Origin of the sequence: Streptomyces sp. NPDC098101, from assembly GCF_044760185.1 — a bacterium.
GTDB lineage: Bacteria > Actinomycetota > Actinomycetes > Streptomycetales > Streptomycetaceae > Streptomyces.
In genome coordinates this window covers 828,107-841,465 of record NZ_JBIWAS010000004.1, presented here as the reverse complement: position 1 = coordinate 841,465, position 13,359 = coordinate 828,107, and the positions used below count along the sequence as shown (strand labels likewise).

At 73.6% G+C, this 13,359-nt stretch carries 15 protein-coding genes; 12 read left to right on the top strand and 3 right to left on the bottom strand.

The window, feature by feature from the left end; all coding sequences use genetic code 11:
• Position 1 precedes the first annotated feature (1 nt).
• Genes ACIQVI_RS22075 through ACIQVI_RS22030 form a run of 10 tightly spaced genes read left to right on the top strand, consistent with a single transcriptional unit; the run spans position 2 to position 9,542 of the window.
• Positions 2 to 1,255 (top strand): MCE family protein, encoded by a 1,254-nt coding sequence (locus ACIQVI_RS22075; RefSeq protein ID WP_351973027.1) that lies wholly within the window; start codon positions 2 to 4, stop codon positions 1,253 to 1,255.
• Positions 1,252 to 2,307, top strand: a complete 1,056-nt coding sequence (locus ACIQVI_RS22070) for an MCE family protein (RefSeq protein WP_403598368.1) — start codon at positions 1,252 to 1,254, stop codon at positions 2,305 to 2,307. Before ACIQVI_RS22075 ends, ACIQVI_RS22070 begins: the two co-directional genes overlap by 4 nt.
• Positions 2,304 to 3,353 carry an MCE family protein gene (locus ACIQVI_RS22065; protein WP_403598365.1) on the top strand — a complete coding sequence of 350 codons (1,050 nt, stop codon included), beginning with the start codon at positions 2,304 to 2,306 and terminating at the stop codon, positions 3,351 to 3,353. Before ACIQVI_RS22070 ends, ACIQVI_RS22065 begins: the two co-directional genes overlap by 4 nt.
• The gene (locus ACIQVI_RS22060; RefSeq protein WP_403598363.1) at positions 3,350 to 4,372 is read left to right on the top strand and encodes an MCE family protein; all 1,023 of its coding nucleotides are present in this window, start codon (positions 3,350 to 3,352) and stop codon (positions 4,370 to 4,372) included. Before ACIQVI_RS22065 ends, ACIQVI_RS22060 begins: the two co-directional genes overlap by 4 nt.
• Positions 4,372 to 5,697 (top strand): MCE family protein, encoded by a 1,326-nt coding sequence (locus ACIQVI_RS22055; RefSeq protein WP_403598360.1) that lies wholly within the window; start codon positions 4,372 to 4,374, stop codon positions 5,695 to 5,697. Before ACIQVI_RS22060 ends, ACIQVI_RS22055 begins: the two co-directional genes overlap by 1 nt.
• Positions 5,694 to 6,974 carry an MCE family protein gene (locus ACIQVI_RS22050; RefSeq protein ID WP_403598358.1) on the top strand — a complete coding sequence of 427 codons (1,281 nt, stop codon included), beginning with the start codon at positions 5,694 to 5,696 and terminating at the stop codon, positions 6,972 to 6,974. The genes ACIQVI_RS22055 and ACIQVI_RS22050 overlap by 4 nt, the downstream gene beginning before the upstream one ends.
• A complete protein-coding gene (locus ACIQVI_RS22045) occupies positions 6,971 to 7,501 on the top strand; it encodes a hypothetical protein (protein ID WP_403598356.1) in 531 nt (176 codons plus the stop codon). The genes ACIQVI_RS22050 and ACIQVI_RS22045 overlap by 4 nt, the downstream gene beginning before the upstream one ends.
• Positions 7,498 to 8,163 (top strand): hypothetical protein, encoded by a 666-nt coding sequence (locus ACIQVI_RS22040; RefSeq protein ID WP_403598353.1) that lies wholly within the window; start codon positions 7,498 to 7,500, stop codon positions 8,161 to 8,163. Before ACIQVI_RS22045 ends, ACIQVI_RS22040 begins: the two co-directional genes overlap by 4 nt.
• A gap of 32 nt (positions 8,164 to 8,195) precedes the next feature.
• Positions 8,196 to 8,738, top strand: a complete 543-nt coding sequence (locus tag ACIQVI_RS22035) for a nuclear transport factor 2 family protein (protein WP_351973383.1) — start codon at positions 8,196 to 8,198, stop codon at positions 8,736 to 8,738.
• A 51-nt stretch (positions 8,739 to 8,789) separates the two neighbouring features.
• Positions 8,790 to 9,542, top strand: coding sequence for a hypothetical protein (locus ACIQVI_RS22030; protein WP_403598350.1), 753 nt, complete (start codon positions 8,790 to 8,792; stop codon positions 9,540 to 9,542).
• 222 nt (positions 9,543 to 9,764) lie between these two features.
• On the opposite strand, the gene ACIQVI_RS22025 is transcribed toward ACIQVI_RS22030, so the two are convergent.
• Positions 9,765 to 10,547, bottom strand: a complete 783-nt coding sequence (locus ACIQVI_RS22025; RefSeq protein ID WP_403598347.1) for a putative protein N(5)-glutamine methyltransferase — start codon at positions 10,545 to 10,547, stop codon at positions 9,765 to 9,767.
• Positions 10,540 to 11,022 carry a glutathione peroxidase gene (locus ACIQVI_RS22020; protein WP_403598344.1) on the bottom strand — a complete coding sequence of 161 codons (483 nt, stop codon included), beginning with the start codon at positions 11,020 to 11,022 and terminating at the stop codon, positions 10,540 to 10,542. The genes ACIQVI_RS22025 and ACIQVI_RS22020 overlap by 8 nt, the downstream gene beginning before the upstream one ends.
• A gap of 43 nt (positions 11,023 to 11,065) precedes the next feature.
• Here ACIQVI_RS22020 and ACIQVI_RS22015 point away from each other — a divergent pair, with 43 nt between their 5' ends.
• Both ACIQVI_RS22015 and ACIQVI_RS22010 read left to right on the top strand, forming a co-directional pair.
• Complete coding sequence (locus tag ACIQVI_RS22015; protein WP_351973379.1) at positions 11,066 to 11,293, top strand: DUF6011 domain-containing protein; 228 nt, start codon at positions 11,066 to 11,068, stop codon at positions 11,291 to 11,293.
• A gap of 110 nt (positions 11,294 to 11,403) precedes the next feature.
• Complete coding sequence (locus ACIQVI_RS22010) at positions 11,404 to 12,474, top strand: RNA ligase (ATP) (RefSeq protein ID WP_351973378.1); 1,071 nt, start codon at positions 11,404 to 11,406, stop codon at positions 12,472 to 12,474.
• Between the two features lie 15 nt (positions 12,475 to 12,489).
• Here the strand turns inward: ACIQVI_RS22010 and ACIQVI_RS22005 are convergent, their stop codons facing one another.
• Positions 12,490 to 13,353 carry an acyl-CoA thioesterase II gene (locus tag ACIQVI_RS22005; protein WP_351973385.1) on the bottom strand — a complete coding sequence of 288 codons (864 nt, stop codon included), beginning with the start codon at positions 13,351 to 13,353 and terminating at the stop codon, positions 12,490 to 12,492.
• Positions 13,354 to 13,359: the final 6 nt, after the last annotated feature.

Genomic DNA, 13,359 nt, shown 5'->3' with positions numbered 1-13,359 from the left:
GATGAGCGACACCCGAGGCGCGACCCTGCGCCGCCGGTCCGCCGGCATCGTCTTCCTGCTGGTGCCCGCCCTGCTCGCCTGGCTGGCGGTCGCCGTCTACGAGAAGCGCTTCACCGCGTCCGACCCGGTCGTCGTCGAGACCGGCAGCGTCGGCAACGAGATGCACCTCGGCGCCGAGGTGAAGCTGCGCGGCGTCGTCGTCGGCGAGGTCCGCGCCATCGACACCACCGGCACCGGAGCCCGGCTCACCCTCGCCATGCGGCCCGGCACCCTGGACCACGTCCCCTCCGACGTACGCGCCCAGATGCTGCCCACCACCCTCTTCGGCGAACGGTTCGTGGCCCTCGTACCGCCCGGGAACCCCTCGACGAAGCCGCTGGGCCCCGGGGCCGTCATCCCCGAGGACCGCTCCGGCAACGCCGTCGAACTCCAGCAGGTCCTCGACAACGTCCTGCCCCTGCTGACCGCCGTCCAGCCGCAGAAGCTCTCGGCGACCCTGTCGGCCGTCTCCCAGGCCCTGGAGGGACGCGGCGACGAGCTCGGCGACACCCTCGGCCGGCTCGATGCCCACCTGCGCGAGTTCAACCCCCACCTGCCCACCCTCAACCGCGACCTGAAAGAACTCGTGAAGGTCAGCCACCTCTACGCGGACGCCGCCCCGGACATCGTCACCGCGCTCACCGACTTCACCACCACCAGCGGCACCCTCGCCGAGAAGGAGGCCGAACTGACCGGCACCCTCGGCGCCACCACCCGCACGGCCCAGGACCTGACCGCCTTCCTGCGCCAGAACAAGGACAACATCATCCGGCTCAGCGCCACCAGCAGGCCCACCCTGGAGCTGCTCGCCGAGTACTCCCCGTCCTTCCCCTGCACCCTGCGCACCCTCGCCCAGTTCGTGCCCGCCATGGACAAGGCGCTCGGCAAGGGCACGAACCGGCCCGGACTCCACGTGAACGTCACCACCGTGCCCTCGCGCGGCGCCTACGTCCCCGGCCGCGACGCCCCCTCCTACGGCTCCGGCGGCGGACCGCGCTGCCACCCCGTGCCCTACCTCGGCGTCCCGGCCGCACCCGCCGCCCGGGCCTCCACCGCCGCCGACCAGGACCTCGGGCCCGCCAACTCCCCGCAGGAGAACGACCTCGTCAACGAACTCCTCGCCCCCGCCGCGGAGAAACGGCCCGGCGACCTGCCGGACTGGAGCAGCCTCCTCGCCGGACCCGCCTTCCGCGGAGCGGAGGTGACCCTCCGATGACGACCCCGCCCGCCCACACCCGCCGGCGCGGCCTGACCGGGACGGTCCTGAAGTCCCTCGTCTTCGTCCTGGTCACGGCGCTCGCCACCACCGTCCTCGGCTTCAGCATCGCCAACACCGGCGTCGGCACCGACACCCGCTCCTACAAGGCCCTGTTCACCGACGTCACCGGCCTCGCCGAGGGCGACTCCGTCCGCATCGCCGGAGTGAAGGTGGGCGAGGTGACCGACGTCCGCGTCGTCGAACGGCGCACCGCCCAGGTCACCTTCACGGTCCGCGAGGACCGCTCCCTGCCCCGCTCCGCGACCGCCGCCGTGAAGTACCTCAACATGGTCGGCCAGCGGTACGTCTCCCTCGACCGGGGCAGCGGGGACCTGACCGGAAGCCTCCAGTCCGGGGACACCATCCCGCTGGAGCGCACCACGCCCGCGCTCGACCTCACCCTGCTCTTCAACGGCTTCAAGCCGCTCTTCGAGGGCCTCTCGCCCGCCGACGTCAACGACCTCGCCGGCTCCCTCGTCCAGGTCCTCCAGGGCGAGAGCGGAACCGTCGACAGCCTCCTGCGGCACATCGGCTCCCTCACCAAGACCGTCGCCGCCAAGGACGAGGTCATCGGCCAGGTCGTCACCCACCTCAACACCGTCCTGACCACCCTCAACAACCGCGAGGCCGGCTTCAACGAGCTCGTCGTCACCCTCCAGAAGCTCGTCACCGGCTTCAACGCCGACCGCAAGCCCCTCGGCCAGGCCGTCCAGGCCATCGGCGACCTCACCACCACGACCGCCGGACTGTTCCGGGAAGGACGCGCCCCCCTCAAGCAGGACATCCGCGAACTGGGCCGGCTCTCCGGGAACCTCGGCGACCGCACCGCCGACATCGAGGACTTCCTCGCCCGCACCCCCGCCAAGCTGACCGCCCTGGCCCGCCTCTCCTCCTACGGGTCGTGGTTCAACCTCTACCTCTGCGAGGCGCGCGTGAGCGGCGTGGGAACCTCCGACGGCTCCAAGCCCCCGACCGGCATCACCGTGACCGAATCGAGGTGCCGCGGATGACCGCCCGCCCCCGGTTCAAGCCGGTCAAGGAACGCAGCCCCGTCGCCGTCGCCCTCGTCGGACTCCTCCTCCTCGCCCTCCTCGCCGCCCTGGCCTACAACGTGGAACGGCTCCCCCTCGTCGGCGGCGACACCGCCTACAGCGCCGACTTCACCGAGGCCGCCGGACTCGACGAGGGCGACGAGGTCCGCATCGCCGGCGTCAAGGTCGGCAAGGTCACCGGAGTCGCCCTCGACGGACCCAAGGTCAAGGTGACGTTCGAGGTCGGCGACGCCTGGGTCGGCGACCGGTCGACCGCCGCCATCGCCATCAAGACCCTCCTGGGCGAGAAGTACCTGGCGCTCGACCCGCTGGGCTCCGCCCCGCAGGACCCCGGGACCCGCATCCCGCGCTCCCGCACCACCTCCCCGTACGACGTGACGCAGGCCTTCCAGGACCTCAGCGGCACCGTCGACGCCATCGACACGAAGAAGCTCGCGGAGAGCTTCGAGACGATCTCGGACACCTTCAAGAACTCCCCGCCCCATGTCCGCAACGCCGCCACCGGCCTCTCCGAACTGTCCAGGTCCGTCTCCAAGCGCGACACCGAACTCGCCCGCCTCCTGGAGAACAGCAAGAAGTTCACCAAGACCCTGGAGGGCAGGAAGTCCAGCTTCGAGACCCTCATCGAGGACGGCGGCTCCCTGCTCGGCGAGCTCAAGAAGCGCCGCGACGCCATCCGCGCCCTGCTCAAGGGCAGCAGGGAACTGGGCACCCAGCTCAGCGGCCTCGTCGGCGACAACGACCGGCAGCTCGGCCCGACCCTGAAGGCCCTCGGCCGCGTCACCGCCGTCCTGGAGAAGAACAGCGGCCGGCTCGACGAGACCCTCGCCCTCGTCGGCCCGTACTACCGGCTCGTCGGCAACACCCTTGGCAACGGCCGCTGGTTCGACAGCTACCTGTGCGGCGTGGTGCCCCGGAACTACCTGCCCGAAGCCTCGCAGCCCACGACCGGATGCCTGCCGCCGAAACAGACGGCGACGGCCAAGGGGAGCGGTGAACGATGACCAAGCCCAGAACGCCCCTCGTCGCCGGACTCGCCCTCGTGGTCCTCGCCGCCTGCGGATTCGCCGCCGTGCGCGTCCTCGAACCCGACGGCACCCGCATCACCGCCTACTTCGACCGGGCCGTCGGCGTCTACGCCGGATCCGACCTGCGCGTCCTCGGCGTACGGGTCGGGGAGGTCGAGTCCGTCGAACCCCAGGGCACCCGCGTCCGCGTCCGGCTCCACCTCGACGAGGGCGTCCGCGTCCCCGCCGACGCCCGGGCCGCCGTCGTCGCCCCGAGCATCGTCGCCGACCGCTACGTCCAGCTCGCCCCCGCCTACAGCACCGGCCCCGCCCTCGCCGACGGCGCCGAACTGCCCGCCTCCCGCAACCGCGTCCCCGTCGAGATCGACCAGCTCTACGCGTCGATCACCGACCTCAGCGAGGCGCTCGGCCCGAACGGCGCCAACTCCGCCGGAGCCCTGTCCGAACTCCTGGACACCGGCGCGAAGAACCTCAAGGGCAACGGCGCCTCCATCGGCACCTCCATCGAGGAGTTCGGCAAGGCCGCCAAGACCCTCGACGGCAGCAGCGAGCAGCTGTTCACCAGCCTCGGACAGCTCCAGACCTTCACCACCATGCTCAAGAAGAAGGACGGCGACGTCCGCACCGCGCAGGAACGCCTCGACGAGGTCGTCGGCTACTTCGCCGACAACAAGGACGACCTCACCGGCGCCCTCAAGGAGCTCGGCAAGGCCCTCGCCCAGGTCAAGACCTTCATCAAGGACAACCGCGGCGAGCTGAAGAAGAACGTCGACCGGCTCGTGCCCCTCACCCAGACCCTCGTCGACCAGCGCGCCTCCCTCGCCGAGGCCCTCGACGTCGGCCCGCTCGCCGCCGGCAACCTCATCAACGCGTACAACCCGGAGACCCGCACCCTCGACGGCCGCGCCAACCTCAACGAGATCAGCGCGGGCGGACCGCTGCTCCCGCTGCCGGCGACCGGCGGCTCCGCCGCGGGCACCGGGAAGGGGGAGTGATGGCACGCTCCACCTCGACCTCCGGGAAGCTCCTCGGCGCCGGAGCCGTCGGCACGATCGCCCTCGGCCTGGGCATCGCCGTCGTCCTCGGGGTGGTCCCGGCAAACCCGATCCGGTTCGACGGCATCGAGGACCTGCCGCTCCCCGGCGGCGCCGACCTCGGCCCCCACCCCTACACGGTCACCGCCGAACTCGACGACGTCCTGAGCCTCGCGCCGCAGTCCGCGGTCAAGGTCAACGACGTCGCCGTCGGCCGCGTCACCGCCATCGAGCTGGTGCCCGGCAGCTGGACCGCCCGGGTCACCCTGAAGATCAACGGCGCCGTCCGGCTCCCCGCCGACGCCGGAGCCCGCCTGGAGCAGTCCAGCCTGCTGGGCGAGAAGTACGTCCAGCTCGTCGCACCGGGCGGGACCGGGACCACCGCGGGCGGGACCGGCGTCCGGCGGGCCGCCGCGCGCCGGGACGGCGGCGAACTCACCGACGGCAGCGTCATCCCGCTGGCGCGCACCGGCCGGAACACGGAGGTCGAGGAGGTCTTCGGCGCCCTGTCCCTGCTGCTCAACGGCGGCGGCGTCAACCAGCTCAAGACCATCACCCGGGAGCTCAACGCGGCGCTCGGCGGCCGCGAGCCCGAGGTCCGCTCGATGCTGAAGCGGGTGAACACCCTGGTCACCAACCTGGACGCGCACCGCGGCGACATCACCCGCGCCCTCGACGGGGTCAACCGGCTCTCCGCCACCCTCGCCGGTCGCAAGAAGGACGTCGACACGGTCCTCACCGGCCTCTCGCCCGGCCTGAAGACGCTGGAGAACCAGCGGGGCTCCCTGCTGACCATGCTGCGCGCCCTGGACACCCTGTCCGGCGTCGCCGTCTCCACCGTCAACGCCAGCAAGCAGGACATGGTGGCCGACCTGAAGGCCCTCGCGCCGACCCTGAAGGCCCTCGCGGACGCCGGCGCCGACCTGCCCGCCTCGCTCCAGGTCCTGCTGACGTACCCCTTCACCGACGAGGTGATGCGGGGCATCAAGGGCGACTACCTCAACACCTATCTGCACCTCGCCGCCGTCCCCGGCACCGAGGTGATCCCGCCCCTGGTCCCCGGGGCCGACCCCACCCCCGAGCCCACCCCCTCGCCCCCGGAGACGACCGACCCGGAACCCGAACCGGAGCCGGAGCCGGAACCCGAACCGGAGCCCGAGCCCGAACCGGAGCCCGAACCGGAACCCGAGCCGGGCGCCCGGCAGGGACAGGGCACCGGAACGGCCCTGCCGCTGCCCCCGGTCCACCCCGGCGGCACCCCGACGCACGGAGGCGAGAACCGGTGATCACCCGTACCGTACGGCTGAAGAACCTCGCGTTCCTCGTCATCGCCGTCCTCGTCCTCGGCTTCGTCGGCATCCGCTACGCGGACCTCGGCCGCCACGTCGGCGTCGCCGACCACTACACCGTCAAGGTCCACCTCGCCCGCACGGGAGGCCTGTTCACCCACTCCGACGTCACCTACCGGGGCGTCTCCGTGGGCCGCGTCGGCGACATCGGCCTCACCGCCGAAGGGGTCGTCGCCGAGCTGCGCATCAAGAAGTCGGCCGCCCGGATCCCCGCCGACGCGAAGGCCGTCGTCGCCGGGCTCTCCGCCGTCGGCGAGCAGTACATCGACCTGCGCCCCGAGAGCGACGGCGGCCCCTACCTCGCCGACGGCGCCCGCATCGAGCAGACCGACACCCAGGTGCCCGCGCCGGTCACCGACGTGCTCGCGAGCATGAACGACCTCACCTCCTCCGTGCCGCTGGAGTCCCTGCGCACGGTCGTCGACGAGTTCGGCAAGGCCTTCGAGGGGCACGGCGACGACCTCCAGGTCCTCCTCGACAGCGGCAGCGGCTTCGTCCGGGCTGCCGACCGGGCGCTGCCCTCCACCGTCCGGCTCATCGACGACGGGGAGGTCGTTCTGCGCACCCAGGCCGACGAGAGCCGCGCCATCCGGGGCTTCGCCACCGGAGCGCGCGACCTCGCCGCCGCCCTCAAGGGCTCCGACGCCGACCTGCGGCGCGTCCTGACCGTCGCCCCCGACGCGGCCGGCCAGGTCAGCGGCCTCCTGCGCGACCTCGACCCGAGCCTGGGCGTCGTCCTCGCCAACCTCCTGACCACCTCGGAGGTCGCCGTCACCCGCCAGCGCGGCATCGAGGAACTCCTCGTGAAGTACCCGGCGGCCGTCTCGGCCGGAGCCACCACCGTCGACGGCGGAAAGGTGAACTTCGGCATGGCCGTCACCTTCTTCAAACCCCTGCCCTGCACCTCCGGATACGGCGGTACGCGCTACCGCAACGGCCTCGACCTGGGCACCGCGCCCGCCCTCAACACCGGCGCGGCCTGCACGGGTTCCGCCGCGGCCGGGGTCAACGTGCGCGGCTCGGCGCACGCCCCGAAGGGCGGCTCCGTCCCCGCTCCGGCCAAGCCTGGCTCCCTTCCCTCGGGCAGCGCGAGCGGCGGTGCGAAGGGCTCGCAGCGGCAGGCCCTGCCCGGCGCGCTCGCGCTCCCCGGCCAGGGCGCCGGACCGGTGGACATGGCCGGGCTCCTCGGCCTGAGCACCGGGAGCAGGCGATGAGGCGGGCGAGGGTTTTCGGCGCCGGCGCCCTGGTCGTCGCCCTCGGCTTCTGCGGGACCGGCGCGTGGACCTACGCGCAGGCCCGCTCCGACGAGGGCCTCTCCTTCGGCCGCGAACGGGATGCCGCGCTCGCCGAGGGCCGGCAGCGCCTCACCGTGCTGAACACGCTCGACGCCTCGTCCCGCGAGCGCGCCGCGGCGGGCATCCGGGCCTGGCGCGACGCCTCCACCGGCCCGCTCCGCACCGAACTGGGCCGCACCCAGCCCGTGGTGGGCGCCTCGGCGCGCGCCACGGTCACCGAGGCCGCCCTCACCGCGCTCGACACGCGGGCCGGTACGGCGAAGCTCATCGCGACCGTACGCGTCGACGTCACCCCGCGCGGGAGCGCCGCCCCGACCACCGACCGCAAGCGCCTGGAAGCCGTCCTGACGCGCACCGGCGAGGACACGTGGAAGGTCGCGGCCCTGAGCGCGGTCCCCGTCACCGGCGTGGACGACGGCGAGCAAAAGGAGGGCGGGGACGAGTGACACGACTCCTGCGCGGAACGACCGACCGGACCCCGGAGTCCCCGGAAACCTCGGTGGATCCTGAGACCCCGGAGCCCGACGGGAAGGAGACCCGGGACGCACCGGACACCCCCGAAGACGAAGACGCGGGCAGTGACGCCGACAGCGGCGGCAACCGGTTCATCGCCCGATGGCGGACGGTCGTCCTCGTCGCGGCCCTCGCCGCCCTCCTCCTCGGCGGGAGCTCGTTCTTCTACGGAGCCCACCAGCTCCGGTCGACCCCGTCCGCCCGCAACCAGGCGCTCACCGACACCGCCACCACCGTCCGCGTCGGCGGCGACGTCGGCGAGGGCCTCGCCCGGGTCTTCTCCTACGCGCCCGCCCGGGCCGACGCCGCCGAACGCTCCGCCGCGTCCGTCCTCTCCGGACGCGCCGCCCGCCAGTACGCCGAACTGTTCGCCCAGGTCCGCGAGAGCCTCGCCGCGCAGCGCCTCACCCTCACCACCCAGGCCGTCCGCACCGGGGTGATCGAGCTCAAGGGGAACACCGCGCGCCTCCTCGTGTTCCTCGACCAGACCTCGCGGCGGGACGGGGCGCCCGCCACGTCCGCCGCCGCCCAGCTCACCGTCACCGCGGAGTTCCGGGACGACCGGTGGCTGATCGTCGACATCAAGGCCCGCTGAGCATGAGCGGCAGCGGGAGACGGGAGCACTCCATGACACGCGCGTTCCGCACCCCGGCGGGCATCGGACCGGCCCTGGCCGTGGCCCTCGTGCTCACCCTCGTCGCGGGCGCCTTCGCGGCCTGGGCGGGCCGGGACTGGTACGCCGCGGCCCACGACGACTCCGCCGCGTACGCCGTGCAGCGCGACCGGGTGCTCGCGGCGGGGGAGCAGGCCGTGCAGAACCTCAACACGCTCGACCACCGGCGCGTGGACCAGGGCCTCGACCTCTGGGAGTCCTCCACGACCGGCGAACTCCACCAGCAGCTCGTGGACGGGCGCACGGAGTTCGCCGGACAGGTGAAGGCCGCGAAGACGGTGACCACGGCCCGGGTGCTGTCCGGCGCCGTCACGGAGCTCGACGACCGCGCGGGGCGGGCCCGGCTGCTCGTCGCCCTGCGCGTCACCGTCACGACGCCCGACAGCAAGAGCACGGACAAGGACAGCCGGATGCTGGGCGAACTCACCCGCACCGACGGCCGGTGGAAGCTCAGTGCTCTGGGGCAGGCCCCCGTGGGCGGCACGGCGACCGGCTGACCGGCCCGGCCCGTACCGCGAGAGCCGCCCGCACCCGAAAGGACACGCACGATGCCCACGCCCCGCCACCACCTCAACCGCCAGCGCCGCCGCCAGGCCCTCGCCGCCGCGCCCGAGGACACGGCCCCCCGCCCCCGCGCCTCCGTGGGCGTCCTGACCGGGCCCGCCCCCGGGGCCGGGCGGCGACCGGCGGCGAAGCCCGTACGGGAGACGTCCGGGGCGCCGGAGGAGGAGGCCGTCGCGAGCGGGTCCGGGCCGCGCCGGCTCGTCCCCCTCGTGGTCCTCTGCGTCCTGACCCTCCTCCTCGGCGGCTTCGCCGGATGGGCGCACGGCCGGGCGGGCGAGCTCCGCGACGACCCCGCCCGGAGCAACACGGCCCTCACCGACCTGGCCCGCACCAGCGAGATCAAGGGACAGACCGCGGCGGCCGTCGCCGCGCTCTTCTCCTACGACCACGCCGACACGGCCCCCTTCGAGAAGGCCGGGAAGACCCTCCTCACCGGGAAGGCCGTGGAACAGCACCGGACCCTGCTCGGCGGGGTGCTCGCCCGGGCGGCCGAGCAGAAGACGGTGATCACCACGACGGTCACCGACAGCGCGGTCGAGCGGATCCACGGCGAACGCGCCCGCGTCCTGGTCTACGCCGACCAGAGCAGCGTGAGCACGGCCGGGACCGCGAAGGCCGGGGGCAAGCAGTCGAAGGCCCGGGACCAGGGGGTCTACGCGGGCGCCATGTTCGCCGTGGACGTCGTCCACCGGGACGGCCGCTGGCTCGTCGAGAACATCGACACCTTCGGCCGCTGAGCCGCCGGGCCACTGAGCCGCCGGGCCGCCGGAACGCTGGGCCGCTGGAATGCCGGGTTCCCGAGCAGCTGAGCAGCTGAGCAGCCGGGCCGCCGAAAAGCCGAGCCGGTCGAGTCACCGGGCCGCTGAGCCGCCGGGCCGCTGGGTCACCGAGTCACCGAGCCCCTGGGACGCCGAGTCACCAAGTCACCGAGCCGCCCCCCGGAGGGGCACCCGTCCGTCTCACTCCCCCCGCGTGGCGATCAGCACCGTCGCGTACCTCTCCCCGCACGTGACGACCTCCGCCGTCAGGCCGTGCGCGGTGACCGTCTCCGCCGCCCGGTCCGCCTGCCGTTCGCTCGTCTCCACCAGCAGGTGGCCGCCCGGTGCCAGCCACTCCGGGGCCCCGGCGGCGACCCGCCGCAGTACGTCGAGGCCGTCCGGGCCGCCGTCGAGCGTGACGAGCGGTTCGTGGTCGCGGGCCTCGGGCGGCAGCAGGCCGATGTCCCCGGTCGGCACGTACGGCACGTTGGCGACCAGGACCTCGACCCGGCCCCGCAGCCCCGGCGGCAGCGGCGCGAACAGGTCCCCCGCGTACACCCGGCCGCCGCGCGGCTCGACGTTCCGCCGGGCGCACTCCACCGCCGCCGGCTCGACGTCCGAGGCGTGCACCTCCGCGCCCGCGACCCGGTCGAGGAGCACCGCGCCCGCCGCTCCCGAGCCGCAGCACAGGTCGACGCAGAGCGCGCCGGGCGCGGCGAGGGCCACGGCCCGCTCCACCAGGAACTCGGTCCGCCGCCGGGGCACGAACACCCCCGGGTCCACGGCGATCCGCAGCCCGGCGAACTCCGCCCACCCCACGACGTGCTCCAGGGGCAGACCGGAGGCCCGCCGCTCGACCATCGCGGCGAGCCCGGCGGGCCCGGGAGCCGCCGCGATCAGCATCGCGGCCTCCTCCTCGGCGAAGACGCAGCCGGCGGCCCGCAGCCGTTCGACCACCCCCGTGCCGGACGGCGCGTCAGGCAAGCTGGGCCTCGACGGCCGCCACGATCTCGGGGGCGTCCGGCTCGGTGCGCGGACGGAAGCGGGTGACCTGACCGTCCCGGCCGATGAGGAACTTCTCGAAGTTCCACTGCACGTCACCGGCCTCGCCGTCGGCGTCCGGGACCTTCACCAGCTCCGCGTAGAGCGGGTGGCGGTCCGCGCCGTTGACGTCCGTCTTCTCCAGGAGCGGGAAGGACACCCCGTACGTGGTCGAGCAGAACGTCCGGATCTCCTCCGCGCTGCCCGGCTCCTGGCCCGCGAACTGGTTGCAGGGCACGCCGAGCACGGTGAGGCCGCGCTCCCCGTACTCCTTCTGCAGCCGCTCCAGGCCCGCGTACTGCGGGGTCAGACCGCACTTGGAGGCGACGTTCACGACCAGGACCGCGCGGCCCCGGTAGTCGGCCAGGGAGACCGGCTCGCCGGTGAGGGTCTTCAGGGGGATGTCGTACAGGCTCATGGCCGCTCCTCGCGCGTACAGGGGGATGGGGTTTGATCTGACCATGGGTGACGAACCACTGGCAATCTCGATCGATTCCGCCACGGAGGGGACACCGCGCCGGGTGCGCTGCCGGCTCTGCGGCCGCCCCCTGACGGGCGCGGACTCGCGCCGCACCGGCCTCGGCCCCACCTGCGACGCCAAACTCCATCCGCCGGGCCCGGACATCCGCACCCGCCGCCACGAGGTGGAGCAGGACGTCCTGCCGGGCCTGGACCCGCCGGGAGCCTGAGCCGCGCGACGCTACCAGCCGGAAAAACCGGTGGGCCAGCGGTTTCCCCGCCCGGCAGGGTGGCCGGGATGAGAACGCCACCCGAGCCACCGGAACCGGAGTCCTGAACCGTGTCGACCCTGCGCGTCACCGCCGAAGTCCTGACCGTCCACCCGCATCCCGACGCCGACGCCCTGGAACTGGCCCAGGTCGGCCTCTACCGGGCCGTCGTCGCCAAGGGCGCCTACACGACCGGCGACGCCGCCGTCTACATACCCGAGCAGGCGGTGCTGCCCGCCGCGCTCATCGAGGAGCTGGGACTGACCGGGCGCCTCGCCGGGGGGAACGCGGACCGGGTCAAGGCGGTGCGGCTGCGCGGGGAGCTGTCCCAGGGGCTCGTCTGCCGCCCCGCCGCCCTCGCGGACACCGACCTGGTGCGGGCCGCCGCCGAGGGCACCGACTTCGCGGAGCGGCTCGGCATCGTCAAGTGGGCGCCGCCGATACCGACGCACATGAGCGGGGACGTGGAGGCCGCGCCCGACCTGCTGCCCTGGGTCGACGTCGAGAACCTCCAGCGCTACCCGGACGTCTTCGAGCCCGGCGAGCCCGTCGTCCTCACGGAGAAGCTCCACGGCACGGCCTGCCTGCTGACGTACAACACCGGGGACGGGCGCGTCCAGGTCTCCTCCAAGGGCTTCGGCGCCAAGGGCCTCGCCCTCAAGGAGGACCCGCGCAACCTGTACTGGCGCGCCGTCCGCGGCCACGGCCTGGCCGCCGTCGCCGAGCGCCTGGCGCAGCGCCTCGGCGCCCGCCGCGTCGGCCTCTTCGGCGAGGTGTACGGCTCCGGGGTCCAGGACCTGGCCTACGGCGCCGACGCCCGGAGCGGGACCGTCGGGTACGCCCTCTTCGACGTGTCCGCCGAGATCGACGGACAGGTCCGCTGGCTGGACCCGGCCGAGGTCCTGGAGCCCGGCGAGGTCCCGCTCGTCCCGCGCCTGTACTCCGGCCCGTACGACCCGGACACCGTCCTCGCCCACGCGAGCGGCCGGGAGACGGTCTCCGGCCGGGAGGCGCACCTGCGGGAGGGCGTCGTCGTGCGGTCCGCGACCGAGCGGTACAGCCCGGTCCTGGGCGGCCGGGCCATCGCCAAGGCGGTCAGCCCGGCCTACCTCACCCGCAAGGGCGGCACCGAGTTCGAGTGACGGCCGCCGGGGCCGTCACAGCTTGCGGAACAGGCCCTCCTGGACCACCGACACCAGGAGCTCGCCCTCGCGGTCGTAGATCCGGCCCCGCGCGAGTCCCCGGCCGCCCGTGGCGATCGGGGACTCCTGGTCGTACAGGAACCACTCGTCCGCCCGGAACGGCCGGTGGAACCACATCGCGTGGTCGAGCGACGCCATGTCGAAGCCGCGCGGGCCCCAGAGGGGCTCGACCGGGATCCGGACCGCGTCCAGGAGGGTCATGTCCGAGGCGTACGTCAGGGCGCAGGTGTGGACCAGCGGGTCGTCGCCCAGCGGCCCCACGGCCCGCATCCACACCGCGCTGCGCGGATCGGCGCCCTCGACCTCCTCCTTCGTCCAGCGCAGCCGGTCCACGTACCGGATGTCGAAGGGCTGCCGGCGGGCCATCCGCTCCAGGGCCTCCGGCAGCTCGCCCAGGTGGTCGCGGATCTCGTCCACCAGCATCGGCAGGCTCTCCGGGTCCGTCATGTGCCGGGGCGGCAGCTGGTGCTCGAAGCCGGCCTCCTCCGGCCGGTGGAAGGAGGCCGTCAGGTTGAAGATCGTCCGCCCCTCCTGCACCGCCGTGACCCGGCGGGTCGTGAACGAGCGCCCGTCGCGCACCCGCTCCACCTGGTACACGATCGGCACCCCGGGACGGCCCGGCCGCAGGAAGTAGGCGTGCAGCGAGTGCACCGGCCGGTCGTCCTCCACGGTCCGGCCGGCCGCCACCAGGGCCTGCCCGGCGACCTGCCCGCCGAAGACCCGCTGGAGCGACTCCTGCGGGCTGCGGCCCCGGAAGATGTCGACCTCGATCCGTTCCAGGTCGAGCAGGTCCACCAGTCTCTCGGCGGGATTGGTCACCACGGG